At 46.7% G+C, this 19,192-nt stretch carries 14 protein-coding genes; 10 read left to right on the top strand and 4 right to left on the bottom strand.

Translation table 11 applies throughout. From position 1 onward, the window contains the following. Positions 1 to 95: 95 nt before the first annotated feature. A complete protein-coding gene (locus A8C56_RS08265) occupies positions 96 to 1,223 on the bottom strand; it encodes a hypothetical protein (protein ID WP_067754395.1) in 1,128 nt (375 codons plus the stop codon). 197 nt (positions 1,224 to 1,420) lie between these two features. Here A8C56_RS08265 and A8C56_RS08270 point away from each other — a divergent pair, with 197 nt between their 5' ends. The 5 genes from A8C56_RS08270 to A8C56_RS08290 all read left to right on the top strand — a co-directional run bounded on the left by A8C56_RS08270 (position 1,421) and on the right by A8C56_RS08290 (position 5,385). Then, positions 1,421 to 2,506, top strand: a complete 1,086-nt coding sequence (locus A8C56_RS08270; RefSeq protein ID WP_084490107.1) for a tetratricopeptide repeat protein — start codon at positions 1,421 to 1,423, stop codon at positions 2,504 to 2,506. Positions 2,507 to 2,575: 69 nt separating this feature from the next. Then, positions 2,576 to 3,391 (top strand): thymidylate synthase, encoded by an 816-nt coding sequence (locus tag A8C56_RS08275; protein WP_067754401.1) that lies wholly within the window; start codon positions 2,576 to 2,578, stop codon positions 3,389 to 3,391. A gap of 62 nt (positions 3,392 to 3,453) precedes the next feature. Then, positions 3,454 to 3,828, top strand: coding sequence for a four helix bundle protein (locus A8C56_RS08280; RefSeq protein ID WP_067754405.1), 375 nt, complete (start codon positions 3,454 to 3,456; stop codon positions 3,826 to 3,828). 186 nt (positions 3,829 to 4,014) lie between these two features. Then, on the top strand, positions 4,015 to 4,506 hold the full coding sequence (locus A8C56_RS08285) for a dihydrofolate reductase (RefSeq protein ID WP_067761771.1): 492 nt from the start codon (positions 4,015 to 4,017) through the stop codon (positions 4,504 to 4,506). A 78-nt stretch (positions 4,507 to 4,584) separates the two neighbouring features. Beyond that, positions 4,585 to 5,385 carry an O-methyltransferase gene (locus A8C56_RS08290; protein WP_067754408.1) on the top strand — a complete coding sequence of 267 codons (801 nt, stop codon included), beginning with the start codon at positions 4,585 to 4,587 and terminating at the stop codon, positions 5,383 to 5,385. A 352-nt stretch (positions 5,386 to 5,737) separates the two neighbouring features. Here A8C56_RS08290 and A8C56_RS08295 read toward each other — a convergent pair whose 3' ends face one another. Further along, positions 5,738 to 6,775: an aldose epimerase family protein gene (locus tag A8C56_RS08295; protein ID WP_084490109.1), complete on the bottom strand. Its 1,038-nt coding sequence runs from the start codon at positions 6,773 to 6,775 to the stop codon at positions 5,738 to 5,740. Between the two features lie 36 nt (positions 6,776 to 6,811). On the opposite strand from A8C56_RS08295, the gene A8C56_RS08300 reads away from it, so the two are divergent. Beyond that, complete coding sequence (locus A8C56_RS08300; RefSeq protein WP_067754411.1) at positions 6,812 to 7,972, top strand: galactokinase; 1,161 nt, start codon at positions 6,812 to 6,814, stop codon at positions 7,970 to 7,972. A 248-nt stretch (positions 7,973 to 8,220) separates the two neighbouring features. Here the strand turns inward: A8C56_RS08300 and A8C56_RS08305 are convergent, their stop codons facing one another. Further along, positions 8,221 to 9,408, bottom strand: coding sequence for a glycoside hydrolase family 88 protein (locus tag A8C56_RS08305; RefSeq protein WP_067754414.1), 1,188 nt, complete (start codon positions 9,406 to 9,408; stop codon positions 8,221 to 8,223). A 253-nt stretch (positions 9,409 to 9,661) separates the two neighbouring features. Here A8C56_RS08305 and A8C56_RS08310 point away from each other — a divergent pair, with 253 nt between their 5' ends. The 4 genes from A8C56_RS08310 to A8C56_RS08325 all read left to right on the top strand — a co-directional run bounded on the left by A8C56_RS08310 (position 9,662) and on the right by A8C56_RS08325 (position 16,281). Beyond that, positions 9,662 to 10,600: a helix-turn-helix domain-containing protein gene (locus tag A8C56_RS08310; protein WP_067754417.1), complete on the top strand. Its 939-nt coding sequence runs from the start codon at positions 9,662 to 9,664 to the stop codon at positions 10,598 to 10,600. 95 nt (positions 10,601 to 10,695) lie between these two features. Beyond that, positions 10,696 to 11,460 carry an SDR family NAD(P)-dependent oxidoreductase gene (locus tag A8C56_RS08315; RefSeq protein WP_067761775.1) on the top strand — a complete coding sequence of 255 codons (765 nt, stop codon included), beginning with the start codon at positions 10,696 to 10,698 and terminating at the stop codon, positions 11,458 to 11,460. Positions 11,461 to 12,105: 645 nt separating this feature from the next. Then, positions 12,106 to 13,983 (top strand): 5-methylcytosine-specific restriction endonuclease subunit McrB, encoded by a 1,878-nt coding sequence (locus A8C56_RS08320; RefSeq protein ID WP_084490110.1) that lies wholly within the window; start codon positions 12,106 to 12,108, stop codon positions 13,981 to 13,983. 6 nt (positions 13,984 to 13,989) lie between these two features. After that, positions 13,990 to 16,281 carry a DUF2357 domain-containing protein gene (locus tag A8C56_RS08325; RefSeq protein ID WP_067754419.1) on the top strand — a complete coding sequence of 764 codons (2,292 nt, stop codon included), beginning with the start codon at positions 13,990 to 13,992 and terminating at the stop codon, positions 16,279 to 16,281. A 1,365-nt stretch (positions 16,282 to 17,646) separates the two neighbouring features. On the opposite strand, the gene A8C56_RS08335 is transcribed toward A8C56_RS08325, so the two are convergent. Continuing rightward, positions 17,647 to 18,954, bottom strand: coding sequence for a hypothetical protein (locus A8C56_RS08335; protein WP_067754421.1), 1,308 nt, complete (start codon positions 18,952 to 18,954; stop codon positions 17,647 to 17,649). Positions 18,955 to 19,192 lie beyond the last annotated feature (238 nt).

A 19,192-nucleotide genomic window follows, 5' to 3' on the forward strand; every position in this document is an offset into this window, starting at 1 on the left:
ACTAAAAGTTTTTAAAATAACTGATTTTTTGTTTTAAGAGGCGCTAAGTTAATTAATCCGGAAGAAATTATCCATTAATCTTTATAATAAGTTGATTATTTTCCAATATTTCTTTGTACGGGCTGGTAAACGGGTTTTTTGAGGGATTTTGTTTTTTCCTGTATCAGTTTCAGGTTTTCGCGCAGCATATATTTTAAATGCAGTTTCAGGATCTGTCCCATAGAAGTACAGCGGTTGAAGGCGGCTGTATGGTTATGCTGGTTCAATTGTTCTGCCAGTTGCTTTTGCTTGGCAATAGGGGCGATGGTATCGCGGGACATAATGTTCAACAGCTCCATCAGCCGGAAACGGCCGGCAGCCACCCGGAACGCCATGGCAGAGCGCTCTTCCGCCTTGTACTGTTCAATGGATTCTTTGTTCAGGTGGGTCAGTACCGTTTGCACAAAACGGTTGTTCTCCTTAAAAAACTGGGGCATATAAAGGTTTTTGCGGCCTTCATAGCTTTGCTGGTCAAAATCAATAGCCCGTATCCGGTACTGGTAGCCTTCAATATCCGGGGTGCTTACAATCACAAAATTATAGCTGCGCATATCGCCCAGTAAACGCACAAAACAACGTTCGTTAAATTTTACGAACTCTTTTGCAAAGCGCGTTTTATTGGTCTCCGGGAGGTCTAGGTAATGCTCCAGGAACACATCGCCCGGCAGCCCGGGAATATGCTCCTCCACCAGTGTTCCCCCATCTGTATAAAAGGTAATGCGGTTGGGAGAGAGGATGTGCTCCATTTCCAGGCCGTAAATGCGTGATGCATCCGTGATCTTCATATAATAATGGTCAAAATTGGCGTTGAACTTATTAATAATGCGGATGCGGAAGGGAAGCGAATTACCAAAGTTGCAGAAATCAATACGCGCCACATCCAGCTGGTCGGCAAAGGTCATATCCCCCTCCGTTTTCAGGATGGCATAGATCTGTACAAGACCTTCCTTTAAAAAATCCCAGTCGCGCTTATCATAGATAGCTTTTTCCCAATGCGTATAATTGCCATCGGTATCCTTGATGGGTATGGACCATGTAAAATTCAGGAGATCTTTATGAGACACGGGCAGCTTTACCTCCCGGCCCTGGTGCTTCAGGTACACGGATAATTCCTCATTTACCGGGTACAATAATTTTTTCCGGGAGGGTTTATCGTTCAGCTCATCAATCAAAGAAGTGTCCATACCGGCAATTTAAGCAATTGCCGGGGCATTTGATGGAAGTTTTACCGGCCGGAACGTTTTGACCTTTCCTTTTGACTGCCACCGGATCTGTGCGGGCATTCCTTGCCCCGGGACACAGGCCCCACCTGCTCCAAACAATTTAGAAGGCCCCTCTTTAGAATATCCGTAATTGATCTGTAATTTTGTTACAAATCAGAATGATGAAAAAGGCGTTGCTGCTGGCAGGATTTTTTCTCGCGACCGGAGCTGTTTCCGGCCAGGACTCATCCCGGCTGCGGGAGCTGGTAATGAAGGGGGTACAGCTGCACGACCAGGGGCAATATGAAGCTGCCATTAAAAAATATGATGAAGCGCTGGCACTTGCGCCCGATTTTGTAATAGCCCAGTATGAAAAATCCTATTCCTTAATGGCGAGCAAAAAGTTCCGGGACGCTATAGAGCTCAGCCAGCGGATCATTAAAAATGACCGGGCAGACAGCAACATGATCGGCAATGCCTACAGTACCTGGGGAACAGCATTAGATGAAGAAGGCGATCCGAAAAAAGCGATAAAAGTGTACGAAGAAGGCATTAAGAAAGTGCCCGGGTTTAATATGCTGGATTATAACAAGGCGATCTGTTATTTAAGGATGAACGAAACGGATAAAGGCCTGGCGGCACTGAAGATGTCGCTGTTGAAAAACCCGCAGCATGCTTCTTCCCACTATACCCTGGGCAGGGTATTATTCTTTAAAAAGAACCGCATAGCAGCTTTAATGCCTTATATGGTATACCTGCTTTATGATAACGGAAGTCCCAGGGCTACGGATGTGCTGGCAACCGTTCGTTCCGTGGTAGAAGGCTCAATAAAACAGACCGACTCCAACAGCTACCGTATCAATATTGCCGCAGATGTTTTGGGAAAGAGGCACAGGAAAGCCCGGCATGCAGATGATGATTTCCAATCGCTGGAACTGCTAACAAGCCTTTCACCGGCCGCCTCTTTGTCGGAAACAAAGGATATGCTGCCGGCAGACCGGTTTGCTTTGCTGCTTTCAAGACTGATCGGTAACCTGGCGCTGGAAACAGGTCATAATGGGTTTTACGGGAAATTTTACCTGCCCTTCTTTAAGGCATTAAGCAAACAAAAATATGCTGAGGCATTTGCCCACCAGATCTTCCTGCCTTCCGGCAATGTGATGAACCAGGCCTGGATACAGGATCACCGCAGCCAGATGGATGCGTTCCTTGTATGGATGGATGCCTATAAATGGCCGGGGATCAGGGATATAGCTTCTGAATAAATTCACAGGTTGCGCACAGGGGCGGCGGCCCGATTTCGGCATTGCTGCGATTATCATTATCTTGCGGGCATGCAACAATACCTGGATCTACTTCAGCATATACTCCATAACGGGGTTGAAAAAACGGACCGTACCGGTACCGGTACCATCAGCACTTTTGGCTACCAGATGCGCTTTGACCTGCAAAAGGGGTTCCCTATTGTAACCACTAAAAAACTGCATCTGAAAAGTATTATCTATGAACTGCTCTGGTTTTTAAAAGGCGATACGAATATCCGTTACCTGAAGGAGCACGGGGTGCGTATATGGGATGAATGGGCAGATGAAAATGGCGATCTTGGTCCCGTGTATGGTAAACAATGGCGCAGTTGGGAAGGAAAGGACGGGAAAGTGATTGACCAGATTTCCGACCTGATCCACCAGATCCGGAAAAACCCGGACAGCCGCCGGCTGATCGTGAGCGCCTGGAATGTAGGGGAGCTTTCAGAAATGGCGCTGATGCCCTGCCATGCATTGTTCCAGTTTTACATTGCTGCTCCGAAAGGGCACCCCGGAAAACCCCGCTTAAGCTGCCAGTTGTATCAGCGTTCCGCCGATGTGTTCCTGGGCGTTCCGTTCAATATAGCTTCCTATGCATTGCTGACCATGATGATTGCCCGGGTGTGCGACCTGGAGCCGGGGGAATTTATTCATAGCTTTGGCGATGTGCATATTTACAGCAACCACCTGGAACAGGTAAAGCTGCAATTGACCCGCACGCCTTTTCCTTTGCCCCAGATGAAGATCAACCCGGATGTAAAAGACATCTTCGGATTTCAGTTTGAGGATTTTGAACTGGTCAACTACCAGTCTCACCCGGGTATTAAGGCGCCGGTAGCGGTTTAGGATAAGGAATGAAAAATAAGGAATAAGGAATTTGAAATAATTAACCGGGAAAATAAAATACCATGAGAAACACTACACAAAAATTTGATCTGGAAGACAGGCTGGTTGATTTTGCCTGTATTTGCCTGGAAGTATGCGAATTATTGCCACCAACAAAAGCGGGACAGAATTTAGAATATCAGCTATCTAAAAGCAGCACTGCTTCTGCTTTAATATATGGGGAAGCACAGGCTGCCGAATCAAAAGCTGACTTTATCCATAAGATGAAATTAGTACTTAAAGAAACAAGAGAGTCGCGGGTCAATTTGATGATTATTAAAAGGAAACCGATTCTTACCCATGAGAAAGTAGAGTCAGCCTTTAATGAAGCTACTCAGTTAATGGCTATTTTTCTAAAAAGTATTGAAACAGCAAAGAATAATATCCTGAAACACTAATTCTTTTTTATTTCAGGTTTAGTGGTTTCTTATTTTTTATTTTATAAAAGCAGTGCTGACCTTTAATAGAGCTGCTTAATAAATTTTTGTTGTTTTTCTGAAAGGTGTGGAAATAGCAAAGAATAATATTCTGGAACATGAATTCCATTTTTTATTTCTAATTTAGTGTTTCTTATTTCTTATTTTATGATAATATCACTCGTAGCAGCAGCAGCTAATAACAATGTAATAGGGAAAGACAATAAACTGTTATGGTCTTTGCCCAATGATATGAAGCATTTTAAAAATGTAACCTGGGGAATGCCGGTGGTAATGGGGCGCAGGACCTTTGAGTCTTTTAAACAGCCACTGGCAGGAAGGAAGAATATTGTATTGAGCAATAATAAGAACTATAAAATAAAGAACGCCATCGTGGCCAGGAGCCTGAAAGATGTGGAACTGCTGGTAAAGGAAATGGATGTGAAGGAGTTGATGGTGATTGGCGGAGGGGAGATCTATAAACTGTATCTTCCCAAAGCCAGCCGTATTTATTTAACCCGCGTGAATGTTGCTTTGGACGGCGATGCGTATTTCCCGGATTTTGATCAGAGCGAATGGACATTAAAGAGCACTATTGAGAACAAAGCAGATGATAAACATTTGTACAACTATGACTTTGAGCTGTGGGAGCGGAATTAAATTTAAAATGTAAAATCTAAAATTTTCAATGTAAAAATTACTACATTTTACATTTTCCATTCTACATTTATTATCTCCATGGTTTACTCACCTTTAATAGCCGCCAAAAAATACTTTAAGTATTACGTAAATGCTTCCAACAGCAAAGGGCACGGGATGCATTCCCCTTTTGTATTTGAGTTTATAACAAAAGTGATGAATGACTTTACAGAATACCCGGATTATAGCAGGATAGAGGCATTGCGCAGGCAGCTTTTAAAAGACCGCACCTCCATTACTATTGAAGACTTCGGGGCCGGATCGGCAACCACCCGGTCCAACCGGCGCAAAATATCTTCGATTGCCCGCAGTGCGGCCAAACCGGCCAAATACGGACAGTTGCTTTACCGGATGGCCCGGTATTACAAAGCACAGTCTGTTCTGGAAATGGGCACATCGCTAGGAATTACAACGGCCTATCTTGCCTCAGCAAACCCCGATGCAAAAGTTGTTACAATGGAAGGTGCCGGTGCTGTGGCAGCTGTTGCGCAGCAGAATTTTGACATGCTCGGGCTAAAAAATATTGAAATCGTAAAAGGCAATTTTGATAATACTTTACCGGAAGTACTCGGCAGCACGCCGGGGATCGATCTTGCCTTTATTGATGGCAACCACCGGCAGGAACCCACTGAACGGTATTTTGAGCAGCTGCTGCCGCATCTGCATAATGATTCATTACTGGTCTTTGATGATATTCACTGGAGCGCAGGGATGGAAGCTGCCTGGAAGCATATTGTTGCCCATGAAAAGGTAACCTGCGATATTGATCTTTTCTTTATTGGTATTGTCAGCTTCCGGAAAGAGTTTAAAGAAAAACAGGGGTTTTCAGTACGGTTTTGATACCGGCATCTATAAAAGAAGAAATTCAATTCTTTGAATTCAAACATTCGGATGATAAAAATGATTGTCATGGTGCGCCTGTCATAGTGAGGCAACCATAAAAGCGTTGCATCTAAGTTCATTCGGATGACAAGTTTTTTTTTAATCGTCATCCCGACCAAACCCGCTTTCAGCGGGTGCGCAGAGGGATCTCATCTATTACAGAGATCTCTCCGCTCGTTCTCCGAACTCGGTCGAGACGACGATCTTGTATATTGGTGGCTTTCAATACAATAAGATACCTGTTATTAACAGCTTGCCGAACTACGAATCATGCCTTTCGTCAGGCAGGGTGGCATTCTATTTTCCGGCACTATTTCTTTACCAGCTTATAAATGGTTTTTGTGGTATAGGCTTCCCCCGGTCTCAGTATCGTATCAGGAAAAGACGGAATGGTAATAGCATTGGGGTGCACCTGCGTTTCAAAGCAAAATGCGGAAAAAGGCTGGTATTGCTGACCGCCCTTGCCTTTGATCTCCGGAGAGCCGCAACTGTTGTATAAATGCACTAATGGTGCCGTGGTGTATACTTCCAGCTTTATAGCTTCTTCATCGCAATAGGCCTCCGCCGCTATGTATTCAATGCCCTGCCTGTCTAAAGGGTAGCTGATATCAATTCCCTTTTCAGGGTGCTCAATATCCCCGGTCTGGTTATAAGTACTAAAATCATTCCGGGTACCCTTTACAGGTAGCACGTTCCCCGTGGTGCAATAATTGGGATCCTGTTCCAGGTAACTGGCAGCATGAATCCTTAAATGCTGGTTGTGAATAGTGCCTTTCCCGTTGTTCAGGTTGAAATAACTGTGATGGGTCAGGTTTACCGCAGTGGGTGCATCGGTAGTAGCTTTATATTCATAACTGAATTCATTTGCTTCGTTCAATGAAAAAATGATCTGTACAGTAAGGTTTCCCGGAAACCCTTCCTCACCATCCGGACTTATATATTGCAGCACTACCTTACCATCGCCTGCCTCAATTTTATCCCATACCTTTTTATCAAATCCCTCAACCCCGCCATGCAGCTGGTAACCGGGTGCAGCACTGTTCAGCCGGTATCCCTTTCCGTCAATATGAATGACCGTTCCGTTAATACGGTTGGCATAGCGGCCGATCGCAGCACCATAATAAGGATAATTTTTCAGATACTCAGCCGACCAGTATTGCTGCGGTTCGTCAAAGCCTAAAACAATATCGTTAAAAGTTCCATCTGATTTCCGTATTTTTATCGACATGATAATAGCGCCGTAATTGGTGACCTTTACTTCCGTTCCTGCGCTGTTTTTTAGTGTAAACACATAAACATTTTTTCCATTGGGATGCTGTGTAGCAAGCTGCTCAGTGATTTCAATCATGAATTATCGATTTTTGATAAAAATAGTATAATTGTTATGACCATTGCCGAATTACAAAAAGAATTTGAAAAAATTTACAACAAACCAACTGAACATATCTTTTTCTGTCCGGGCCGCGTAAACCTGATCGGGGAGCATATTGACTATAACGGCGGCCAGGTAATGCCCTGTGCCATTTCATTAGGTACTACTTTACTGGTTGCAAAAAATAACGAATCTGTTTTCCGTTTTCACGCAACCGACTTTGAGGAAACGGCAACTGTTGCCATCAATAAGAAAGGGTATACCAAATCCGGTAGCGGGTGGTTCAATTATCCCGTGGGTGTGATCCATGAAATGCAGCAGAAAAATATAACAATAACCGGGCTCGATTTTCTTTTCTCCGGTAATTTGCCCATCGGTTCGGGGCTTTCTTCCAGTGCTTCTGTTGAAGTGCTCACTGCCCATGCATTGAACCAGTTGTTTGCCGGAGGCCTCACAAATGTAGAACTGGCCGTGCTTGGTAAAAAAGTAGAGAACGGTTTTATGGGATTGAACAGCGGCATTATGGATCAGTTTGCGGTAGCAATGGGAAAAGCCGGGCAGGCGGTGCTGCTCAATACGGATACACTGGATTATGAGTACATACCGTTTGAGATAGGGGATCATGTTTTGGCGATCATTAACAGCAATAAACCCAGGAAGCTCGTCGAATCGAAATACAATGAACGCTTCAGCGAATGCAGAGCGGCATTGGAAAAGCTCCGGCAGCAATTCCCGGTAAATCATCTGGTGGAGATCAGCATTGATCAGTTCAGCCAGCATAAGGGCCTGTTAAATGACCCCGTTCTTGAAAAACGTGCCCTGCACGTCATTTCAGAAAACAACCGGGTAAAGCAGGCAAAAGATGCGTTGATCAACGGTGCCATTAAAACCTTCGGGGAGCTGATGTACGCATCGCACGATTCCTTACAGCATTTGTATGAAGTATCCGGCCCGGAGCTGGATGCCATTGTTGATTTCTGCCGGACCTATCAGAATTGTATCGGCGCCCGGATGACGGGGGCCGGTTTTGGCGGCTGTGCGATCGCTCTGATCAAAAAAGACAGCTTCGATGATTTTTCGGAAAAGATCACTGCAGCGTATGAAGCAAAGATCGGCTACCCGCCCGGGGTCTTTTCTTCTGTAATTGCTGAAGGGGTAAGAACTGTTGCCTGATGCAGGGGAACAGGGAGCGGCGGGCAGGGAAATTGATGGTTGCTTTTTATCCGGTATTCTCAATACTGAAAACTGATAACTTATGACTGACCGCTCAAATGCTCATTCTTAATTGAACAGGACAGTAGGAAATGGCAAGTAGCGAGTAAGGGGATCAGCGTTTTCCTTTAATTCAGTCTTTTCAATACTGACAACTGATAATTGAGCACTTCCCCGGCTCTCATCTCTCAACCCTCAAATCCGGAACATTATTTTAGCACCCACTTTTTATACCGTTCCAATGCTTCCATAAAATAATAATCGGCATAGGTAAGAGATACGTTCACTTCTGAATGGGCCGGTAAATGACCCACGCTTTGTGTAAGGATAAATCCCTTGCTGCCACCGGGCTTTGACCGGTAGGTGGTGGAAAGTGACCGGAGCATGGTAGCCGCATCTGAGGTATACGATGCCTGTTGTGTTTTGTTACTGTATTGAGCCAGCTCCAGCAGGGCAGAGGCCGTAACCGCTGCCGCTGATACATCACGCGGGGCGTTCGGAATATCAGGCGCGTTAAAATCCCAGTAGGGAATCTTATCTGCCGGCAGGTTCGGGTTCTTTAAAATAAACCGGGCAACTTTATGAGCCTGTGCCAGGTATTCCGGCTTTTTGGTAAAGCGGTACATCATGGTAAATCCATATAAGGCCCAGGCCTGTCCGCGTGCCCATGCTGATTCATCGGCATACCCCTGGTGGGTCACCCGTTTCAGTACACGCCCGGTAGCGGTATCATAATCCACTACATGATAGCTGCTGCCGTCCGGACGAAAATGATTCTTTAAAGTAGTATTTGCATGGTTCTCTGCAATTTCGGCCAGGCGCTTGCTGCCGCCGTTTTTAGCAGCCCATTCCAGCAGTTCCAGGTTCATCATATTATCAATGATCACCGGTGCATTGAATTGCCGGCTTTTATTCCAGGACTGGATAGCGTGCATGCCCGGCCGGTACCGCTTTGTAGCTGTTTCAGCGGCAGTAAGCACTACCTGTTTGTACTGCGGATCTCCCGTAATTGCATAAGCGGTTCCAAAACTGCAGAAGATCATAAAACCGATATCATGGTTGCCGGTATAATATTTCATTGGTTCTTCAATAGCTAATTTCTCCCTTGCTGCGGCAAGGAGCTCCCTATCGCCGGTGGCTTTATAGATCAGCCACAGGGTGCCGGGGTAAAAGCCGCTTGTCCACCAGTCAACGCCGGATACTTGCAGCTGATCCTTTGCGGGATCATAGTACCGCGGCATTTTATCTGCCGGCACATTTTTCATCAGCATTTTATATTGGGCGGCTGCAAATGCTTCATTGTTCTTAATAAGCCTGCGCATATCCTTCTGTGCCCATGTGGGTAAGGACGCCACCAGCAATCCGATTGCCATTCCAAAGAAAAAGATCCGTTTCATAAGAGAAATCGTTTATCATTTTAATTAAACGGCCAAAATAGGGAAAATAAAAAGGCGGAACAACAGTTACGGGTGCTTATTATTTTATGGAATGAATAATTCCGCCATGGAAACGATTGCACAGGTTTGTTTTGCAAAGGCTGATGCTAAAGTGAGCCAGGGTGCTGGTGGGGGTATAAATCCCGAACCCTGCAATGACACAAACAGTTTTTTGCTTATATTGCTGTTTGAATTTTGCAAATAACAGCATTACATGAAGCGCATTGGAACCACCTCGCTTGAACAGTTCTATGAAGAAACTGCCGCACAAACCGGAACCGAGATAAGTACGTTGTTGCCACCGGGCATCAGCAAAGAGATCGGGCATTTTAATATTTTTAACATTGCGGCCACTATAGAAGCGGTAAAGCAAAGAAAGCAAATGCCGTACAACCGGAGGGCTTATTATAAGATCAGCCTTATACGGGGCAGGAACCGGGCGGAATATGCGGATAAGGTTATAGAGATAACAGGCAACGCCTTGTTATTTGCCACGCCAAAAGTACCGTATCACTGGGTGCCGCAGGATCCGCATCAATCCGGGCATTTTTGTGTATTTACCGATGCCTTTCTTGTAAAGAACAAGACCGGCATGGTGCCGGATGACCTGCCCCTCTTTCAGCCGGGCGGTTATCCCGTTTTTGAAATTACGGATAAACAAGCGGCGGAGCTGGGAGCGATCTTTGAGAAAATGAAAAAAGAGATCGCTTCAGATTATGCCTTTAAATACGATCTGCTGCGCAATTATGTTTTAGAGCTTATCCATTACGGGCAAAAGCTGCAACCCGGTACAGCGCAGGTGGTTACCCCAAATGCAGCGGCCCGTGTTACGGCGCTGTTCATTGAATTGCTGGAACGGCAGTTTCCTATAGAGTCCCCGCAGCAGCGGCTTCAGTTGCGAACGGCAAAGGATTATGCCGACCGGCTGGCCATTCATGTAAATCATCTGAATAAGGTATTAAAAGAAAATACGGGCAAAACAACTACTGCTATGATCAGCAACCGGATTCTGCAGGAAGCAAAAATTTTATTAAGGCAAACCGATTGGACGATTTCCGAAATTGCCTACAGCCTCGGTTTTGAGGAAGTGGCCCATTTTTCCAATTTCTTTAAAAAGCAGACGGCGCTTACACCGGTCTTTTTCCGTTCCTGAACGGTTGGTTTGAATTTTGCAAATATTGGATTGATGTTTGCAATAACTGTTACTCGTAATAAACTCAATTTTGCGGTATTAAAATAATAATGAACATGAGCACAAAAAACAAAATTGCAATAGTAACCGGCGGCAGCCGGGGTTTGGGCAAAAATATGGCCATCAGCCTGGCTAAAAAGGGTATTGATGTAATACTGACTTATAACAGCAACAAAGCAGCGGCAGATGAAACCGTTGCAGAGATCCGGGCGCTGGGGCAGCAGGCGGTTGCTTTTCAGCTGGACACCCGCGTAATAAGCAGTTTTGACGATTTTATTAGACAGGTGACTGCTCATCTGCAGGAGCAGAACGGCAGTCCGGACTTTGATTTTCTGGTCAACAATGCCGGCACAGCGTTGTATGCAACGGTTGGCGAAACCACCGAAGCGCAACTGGATGATATCGTAAACATTCACTATAAAGGAGTGTTCTTCCTCATTCAAAAGGCTCTGCCGTTCATCAATGAGGGGGGTGGCATTGTAAATATTTCATCGGGCCTGTCGCGGATCATCTTACCGGGCCTTTCCGTATATGGCTCCATAAAGGCGGCAATAGAAGTGCTGACGCGCTACCTGGCCAGGGAATTAGGCCCACGGAAGATACGGGTAAATGTAGTGGCTCCTGGCGCCATAGAAACCGATTTCGGTGGCGGCCATACCCGCGATAATAAAGAGATCAATGCACAGATCGCAGCTGCCACGGCTTTAGGCCGTGTAGGTCTGCCGGATGATATCGGGGGGGTGGTAGCTTTCCTTTGCACGGAGGATGCCCGCTGGATCAACGGGCAGCGAATTGAGGTTTCAGGAGGGCAGGCGTTATAAAGGCATAAAAAACTCAGGAAAGGCCGGCAGTATGTTTGCCGGCTTTTTAGTGCCGTTAGGAGAAGGTAATTATACCTGATATTTGCCAAAGCCAAAAGCGCAGGTGGGCGGTTGTCCGCACTATTCAGCACATTCTGCGGGAACATTTTAACGGAGCTGTTACCGGAGCCTGCAAGGACTTCCGCAGATCTCGCAGACGGACGCAGAATAGGATTAAAATCTGCGGGAATACCAACAGCACGTACGCTTTTTTTGGTGCTTCCCGGAGATCAGGGGAATGTCCTGATCCTAAAATAACCCCTTTTAGGAATTTTTAAGTCTTTGATCTATGATCCCATTTTCCAAAACAGGTCGTATCTTTAATGTACATAATGCATCCTAATGACCCATAGAAGCATCAGGATGTCTCTACACGTGCATCTGGCAGCTACTACCATGGAATTTACCTTTCAGGCAACCTGTTGGCAAACGTATTGTACCCGGTCTTCCCAAACTTCTCTTTCAAATTAAAAAAATATTTCGTATATTGCTTCCAATGCTATCACACCAAAGACCTGAAAATGAAAAGCATAACACAACGGCTGCATTGGCAGGCCTTTGCCGGTCGCCGGAAAACCATAAATTTAGCCTCATAAAAAGAGTACATTGACAAACCTCATACCATTAAATATAACGGATACCGATATCCTCAAAGCCGTCCGGGACATCAACCCTTCTGCCATACCCCCAAGGCGGTTCTACACCAAGTATTACCTGGTGGCAGATGGCAACAAATACCCGCCCAAATATGTGTTAAGCAACGCCAATCAATACGCCAACGGACTGGAACTGCCCCTCGATCTGTTCACTGCCCGGCAGGCGGTGGACTACTTAACCAAACTGGGTTTCCAGGTGGAAAAAAGGGAAGAAGTACCCAGTTATTTTGAAGAGCTGGAGCGCTTCCTGGAGCAGGCAAAAACAGAGGATCTCAAATACAGCAGTTATAATAAAAACTTCATTGGTTTGGAAGTACGGGTAAGTTTTGGACGGGCGCATAAGGCAAAAGTTCCCCGCATCGCATTTTTAAATAAAGCAAACAGCATCCAGGAATATATTTATCCTGCCTATTTTTTCTATGAGGAGCAGGGGTTATTGATACTGGCATACGGTGTTAATGAAACCCACGAACCACCCCATAACTGGGAGCTGCATAACCCTGTTACCATTTCAAAATATTTTGCAGAGCATGATTTGGGCAAGCCGCCTAATTATGGCAGTTCCTATGTGTATAAGGCGTATAATGCCAATAACCCGTTAAACCGGGATGAAATAGAAGAAGACTTGCTGGACATCATTGATATTTATAACGAAATGCAGGAGGATACCGATATGCCTACCAACACCAACGAAACCGCGCAACAGGAATTCCGGCTATCTGCTTTTTTAGAAGCGCTCAATGCAACCGGGCTCAGCTTTCATCCTTCGCTGGTCACCCGGTTTGTAGGTTCTTTACTGGCCAAGCCCTTCGTCATCCTTACCGGGCTTTCGGGATCCGGGAAGACCAAACTGGCGCAGGCTTTTGTACAATGGATTTGTAAGAACGCGCAGCAATACAGCGTGGTGCCGGTAGGAGCCGACTGGACGAACCGGGAACCGCTGCTGGGCTATCCCAACGCGCTGGACGCGCAGGACTATGTAAAGCCGGATAACGGCGCGCTGGATCTGCTGCTGAATGCCAATGCGCATCCCGCCCAGCCTTATTTCCTGATCCTGGATGAAATGAACCTCAGCCATGTGGAGCGCTACTTTGCAGACTTTCTCAGCGTTATGGAATCGCAGGAAGCCATTCCCCTGCATGCGGGTGGTGCCCAAAAAAGATCGGGTGTGCCTGCTGCTATCAAATGGCCATCGAATTTATTTATCATTGGTACGGTGAATATCGACGAAACCACCAATATGTTCAGCCCCAAAGTGCTGGACCGGGCCAATACCATTGAGTTCCGGGTAACGGAGCGGGAGATGGCGGCTTTTCTCAACAACCCGTTCGGCGCGGATAAACAACCGCTAAACGCTGCGGGTGCTTCCATGGCAGAAAGCTTTCTGAAACTGTCGGGCATCAAAGCCATCCCCAATGATCATGCAGACCGGCAGCTGATCAATACCACCCTTATCAGCTTTTTTAAAGAGCTCAAAAAAGCCGGGGCGGAGTTTGGCTACCGTACCGCTACGGAGATCCTGCAACTCATTAACCAACTAGAAGTAATAGATAGCACACTATCCCTGAATAAAAAGCTGGACATTGCCCTTATGCAAAAGCTATTGCCCAAGCTGCACGGATCGCGCCGCAGGCTAACGCCCGTGCTCAGCACTTTAGGATCGCTTTGTTTTAATGGCAACGGCAATATAGAGCATGAAGTTTTTGAAGCCACCGGTTTTGATTTTGAAAAAGACGACCGGGTATTATACCCCCTGTCGCTGGAAAAAATAACCCGCATGTATAAAGGCGCTATCGATAACGGGTTCACCAGTTTTGCCGAAGCATAGGAACACATGAAGGCTGAAACCTCCATAGAGATCAATTTAGATAGCATCGCAACCAGTCTGCGTTTGTATATCGATGCCCGTAAACCGCATACCCTGTTTGATGGGGAGGAAAGCGCTGCGGAAAACAATGAGGCACGATATCAGCTGGTGGAAGGAGCCTTTTATGATTATGCGTTCAACAACCCGGATTACCAGTTGGGCGATGTGGGGGAGAGCATCATCACCCCGCATAAAAGAAACCCGCATACGGGCACCCTGGCGCCCAATATTTTTACCGGTACCCTGACCATTCCTATATTGCACGTACATCACCCGGAGCCGTTGACGCAGATCGAGCTGGAAGTGCAATCCGTAAAAACCAGTTACCGCAATGATTACCGGGATATGCTGGAGTTTATTATGGAACAATGTACGGACCTCATCTTACAGTCCAACGCGCCGGTGGTGCATTCGCTGGAAGTGGATTATTCAGCCGACAGCCACACCCTGTACCAGCAATTTGCCTTTATACAATCCGTTATTGGTACGGGCGATTTTGCGGAGGCCATCCACCGCATTGTTACGGCACCCGTTACCCAATGGGCCGATGCGCCGGAGCTAAAGGATGTGCGCCGGGTGCGCCGTCTTTCCAATGCGCAGGTACAGGAGTTGCTAAAGGGCAGCAACCGCACGGAGCTCCTGGCAGGGCATGCATTGCGTAAAGCAGGCCTCACCACCATACCTCAAAAAATTACCACAGTTGCTAAAACCGACACGGTGGATACACCAGAGAACCGTTTTGTAAAGCACGCGCTGGAAGTGTTCTTAAAATTCTGTACGGATGTACACAATGCCGCTGCCGCACAAAGCAAGCTGTATAAGGAATCGTTCTTGCTCATCCGCACGCTGGAAGGTTTTTTGCACCATAGTTTTTTCACCAGCATTTCCGCACCTACCACGCTCAGGCTCAATAGTCCGGTATTGCAGCGTAAGGAAGGCTATAGAGAAGTGCTGCGCACCTGGCTGCTGTTCCAGGTAGCGGCCAAGCTGGTATGGCAGGGTGGGGATGATGTGTACCGCGGTGGTAAAAAAGATGTAGCCACCTTGTATGAGTACTGGTTGTTCTTTAAACTGCTGTCCCTCTTTCGATCCGTCTTTAAATTAAACGCGGAGGATATCCATCAGCTTATCGAAAAAACGGAGGACGGGTTAAACCTGCGGCTCAAACAGGGGCGGCATTATCCCATCCAGGGCGTGTACGATGCCGGTTCCCGCAAGCTGTCCATCCGCTTTAGCTACAACCGTACGTTTAGCGGGGTAAAGGATTATCCCCATGCCGGCAGCTATACCTCCCTTATGCGGCCGGATTATACGCTTTCCTTCTGGCCCGCAGGCATTACCGAGGCGGAGGCAGAGCAGCAGGAGCTCATCACCCATATTCATTTTGATGCCAAGTATAAAATTGATCACCTCAATAAATTTTTAGAGCCTTCTTCAGCGGCCGCGCTGATGCAGGAAAAAAAGGAGAACAATAAAGGCATTTATAAAAATGCCGACCTGCTCAAAATGCATGCCTATAAAGATGCCATCCGGCGTACCGGCGGGGCCTATGTGCTGTACCCGGGGCATACCGCTTTAAGCCGGCAGGGCTTTCATGAAATTATACCCGGACTGGGGGCTTTCCCGGTGCGACCTTCCAAAACAGACGACGGCATTGGCGCCTTAAAAGCCTTTATCCTTGCTATTATCGACCATTTTATCAACCGTACTTCCCAGCGGGAAAAATGGGCCTACCACACATTTGACGTTTTTAAAGAAAAGCCTGTACCGGGCCATGTACTACAGGAGCCGCTGCCGGAGCCTTATGGGCCCAACCGGGATCTGTTGCCGGATGATATTTTTGTGCTCATCGGTTATTATAAATCGGCGGAGCAACTGGAGTGGATCCAGAAACACCGGTTGTACAATTTCAGGACCGGCAGCGGGGCAGGGGCCTTGGTGCTGGACCGGGCAACCGTAAGCGCCCGGTACCTGCTGTTGCATACCTCGGGGCAGCAGCACTCCGGCCAGCTGTGGAAGATCGTCAGCAAAGGTCCCCGCATTTTTTCAAGGCAGGAGCTGGTGGACCGGGATTATCCTTCCCCCACGCAGGATCATTACCTAGTCATAAACCTGGAGCCCGTTACGGACCCGGAGTTCCACGCCCTGCAATGGAATTTTAAAGATCTGCCCAACTATGCCACCGGCCGTCCCTCCGCTTTTCCCTTTACCGCCACCCTGGCACAGCTCATGAAGGTGATCTACCACGGTAAGGACTAGCCCTCTATAATTATCAGGGTGATCGTATGCTGTTTTTGGGCGTGCCCCCAGCCCGCTACACTAAGGCCAACGCACGGCTGGGGTCGGGCTATCCGCTGCTACTCCGCCGCAATACCCACCGCACAAAGGCTTCAGCGGGGTATCCGCTGCTATCCCTCACGCAGGCATCCGTGCTATAAACCCGGTTTGCGTTTAAAGAAGAATGACTAATGCCCTCACCGTGTTCATTTTGACCGGGCCTAACTCAATAAAACCTATCCTCCTTCCAATTAAAAGGATTTGTGATGATGTAATTGGAAATGCGGTTGTATTCCGCGCTGTTGCGGATGATATGATCGTAATAATTACGTTGCCATATTTTTTGTTGAGGCAAATAATCATTTGCCCCGGCAGATCGAAACCATTTCGTAACCCCGATTTTAAATCCACTTACAATAGACCCGACAGATCGGGGAATAACCTTCTGGAACCGGTTTTCGGTCACCGCCGGTAGGGGTTGAAAATTTTCAATCCCTACCGGCGGTACAATATTCGCATTTTTTATTTCAATAATCCCATGAATATGATTCGGCATTACGCCGTATCCGGAAAATGTGCCGGAATGGCCTGCCAACAATCCGCGGCAACAATGCCTGCATCATTTAATATCATTTGGCCTTCAGTAATCTGCCCAAGCAAATGCAGCCGGTCTTGTGTGCAAATTGTGATAAAATATAATCCCGCCTGCGCGTAATTATAACCCTTCAAACGTATGGATTGGCGATGGTGTCTTTGCGGATTATAGGTCATGGCATAGGTGTTTGCCTAAAGATACAAAAGACGCTGGTAATTTGCGAAAACACCATAGCCGCCACGGTGGGATTTTATCTCATTTCTATACCGCACCAAATAAACATGATTTTCCGCCGACAGGTTTTTGATGGTTTCCCTGCAGGTTATTCCTGCTTTATGATAGGCGCTGGCGTACAGTTAGCAGGGTAATGATTTTCTTTTTTGGGCATGCCCCCGACCCGCCATGCATTAAGATCCACGCACACGGCGGCGGCCGCCCTTTCTATCCCTCACGCGGTATCCGTGTTATAAACCCGGTTTGCATTTTTATAAAGGCCACCGGTCTGGTGTAAAGGTTTTGGGCTGGGACAAGGCGGGACCTGCACGACACGGACCTTTCTTCCACCATCCAGAGCGCAGCGTGCCGCTACACCCACGTGCACCCTTCTTTATAAAGGCCACCGGCCTGGCTGGGTTGCTTACAACTCCGGATCCGAACATTCGGATTATTCCGGAGACCGGGACATGTTGCGGAGCACAGGAGTGCCGGCGGCACGGCGCATAAAGGAGCTGCCTCCTGTGTTGCAAACGGGTTTACCGGGTGTTGAATGTTACGGTATATTTTTCGGCTTTTAGCGGGTAGCCCTCTTTTGATCTGAAACTTTTGTCCGTTATAATAAACCCGTATTCCTTACCCGGCAGCAAGGCAACGCTTAGCACACAGGTTTTGTTATTATTTTCAAAACCGATTACCTTTTTTATGGGGAAATAGTCTTTCCCTTTTTCCGGGTAGTCGAAGGAGTAGCAGTTGCCCGGCATCATTTCTTTGGAAAACGTTATCCGCAGTTCGGTTATTTTAGGGTCGGCATTGGTAGCACCATCGTTAAACGGTTCCATTTTTACAAAGTAGGGAAACTTTTTTTTGTATTCCCTAACCAATTGCTCCTTATTTACTTTTTTGTAAAATTTTGATTGGGTAAGGAACTGCTCAACCGCTTTGTTGTTGCTATAGTCCAGTTCAATAATCGTTTTTATCGCCTGCTTTTTGTCCGCCGCCTGCCGGTAGTAAGATTTACAAATTTCATAACCGATGAAATACCCCAGATCTGCCGTATCGCCTTTTTGCGCGCCATTATACAGCCAGTTAGCATCATAGCCCATAAACATGTCCTTTTTAAACTGCTCTTTTATTTTGGCCCTGTGCAGGTTGCCATACAATATATAGGGCCGTTGCAGGGGCTGACCAAGCACCAGCTCTGCCATAAAATCACAAGCGCCTTCCTTAATGGATTTATTAAGCAACTGATAACTGTAATTTGCCTTTTGCTGGGTATGGATGTATTCGTGTATGTTAAAATACAGGATGTCTTCGGCAGACTGCCTGGCAAACGTGTTCTTCAGCCATTGCCAGTCGGTATTAAATTCAGACACATCAACATCCGGCGTACCAGCCGCTATTTCTGCACCCACCAGCACCCTGTCGTTAAGCGTGGTTCCCCCTGCCTGCAGCCCGCCAATGGTAAAATACATGTTGGCATCCTTTAAGCCGGGGTAAAGGCTTTTAAGGTGTTGCACCCCTTTATTTAGCGCCGCCGTTTTATTTTTTATAGCTAATGTGTGTGGCCTTATGGCATTCCAAAACCGGGGATAGGCATCAATAAGTTTTACATACCCGGTATCGGTATAGTTTTCAATTTTCATAAAAGCCTTCAGGCCTTCGGTGCCTTTTTCAATATACAGCTTGTTTATAAAGTATATTTTTTTAGCATAATCATTGGTTTGGCGGATGCTGTCAAAAGCAATCCAAAAGTTATCAATATCAGCAGTAACTACTTTATTGGCAGGTTGGGCGTAGGCACCGGCGGTGGCCAGTATCAGAAAGGCGGTTACTGCTTTTTTCATATTTTTTTACGTTAACGGCGGCAAATGATCACCACCTCAAATATATGCGAAAGTTTTCGTATTCTATTACCCGGCAGCATTATCCCGGGGGTAAATAATACAACCCCGGGGTGAGCAGCACCGGAGGTGCGGAGCGTAAGGGTGAAGCCATCGAAGACTTCTTTTACCCGGGACAAAGCTTTACGGGCTGCCTCGCAAAACAATCACACACCATTGCATCTATGGCTTTCTAAAGCTG

Source organism: Niabella ginsenosidivorans, assembly GCF_001654455.1.
In the GTDB taxonomy this organism is placed as follows: domain Bacteria; phylum Bacteroidota; class Bacteroidia; order Chitinophagales; family Chitinophagaceae; genus Niabella; species Niabella ginsenosidivorans.

What these genes read in the sequence shown, in the direction of transcription:
- A8C56_RS08305 (WP_067754414.1), bottom strand. Translation starts at nt 9,408, where the DNA reads ATGAAACGGATCTTTTTCTTTGGAATGGCAATCGGATTGCTGGTGGCG.
- A8C56_RS08265 (WP_067754395.1), bottom strand. Translation starts at nt 1,223, where the DNA reads ATGGACACTTCTTTGATTGATGAGCTGAACGATAAACCCTCCCGGAAA.
- A8C56_RS08290 (WP_067754408.1), top strand. Translation starts at nt 4,585, where the DNA reads ATGGTTTACTCACCTTTAATAGCCGCCAAAAAATACTTTAAGTATTAC.
- A8C56_RS08295 (WP_084490109.1), bottom strand. Translation starts at nt 6,775, where the DNA reads ATGATTGAAATCACTGAGCAGCTTGCTACACAGCATCCCAATGGAAAA.
- A8C56_RS08325 (WP_067754419.1), top strand. Translation starts at nt 13,990, where the DNA reads ATGAAGGCTGAAACCTCCATAGAGATCAATTTAGATAGCATCGCAACC.
- A8C56_RS08280 (WP_067754405.1), top strand. Translation starts at nt 3,454, where the DNA reads ATGAGAAACACTACACAAAAATTTGATCTGGAAGACAGGCTGGTTGAT.
- A8C56_RS08315 (WP_067761775.1), top strand. Translation starts at nt 10,696, where the DNA reads ATGAGCACAAAAAACAAAATTGCAATAGTAACCGGCGGCAGCCGGGGT.
- A8C56_RS08275 (WP_067754401.1), top strand. Translation starts at nt 2,576, where the DNA reads ATGCAACAATACCTGGATCTACTTCAGCATATACTCCATAACGGGGTT.
- A8C56_RS08285 (WP_067761771.1), top strand. Translation starts at nt 4,015, where the DNA reads ATGATAATATCACTCGTAGCAGCAGCAGCTAATAACAATGTAATAGGG.
- A8C56_RS08310 (WP_067754417.1), top strand. Translation starts at nt 9,662, where the DNA reads ATGAAGCGCATTGGAACCACCTCGCTTGAACAGTTCTATGAAGAAACT.
- A8C56_RS08270 (WP_084490107.1), top strand. Translation starts at nt 1,421, where the DNA reads ATGATGAAAAAGGCGTTGCTGCTGGCAGGATTTTTTCTCGCGACCGGA.
- A8C56_RS08300 (WP_067754411.1), top strand. Translation starts at nt 6,812, where the DNA reads ATGACCATTGCCGAATTACAAAAAGAATTTGAAAAAATTTACAACAAA.
- A8C56_RS08335 (WP_067754421.1), bottom strand. Translation starts at nt 18,954, where the DNA reads ATGAAAAAAGCAGTAACCGCCTTTCTGATACTGGCCACCGCCGGTGCC.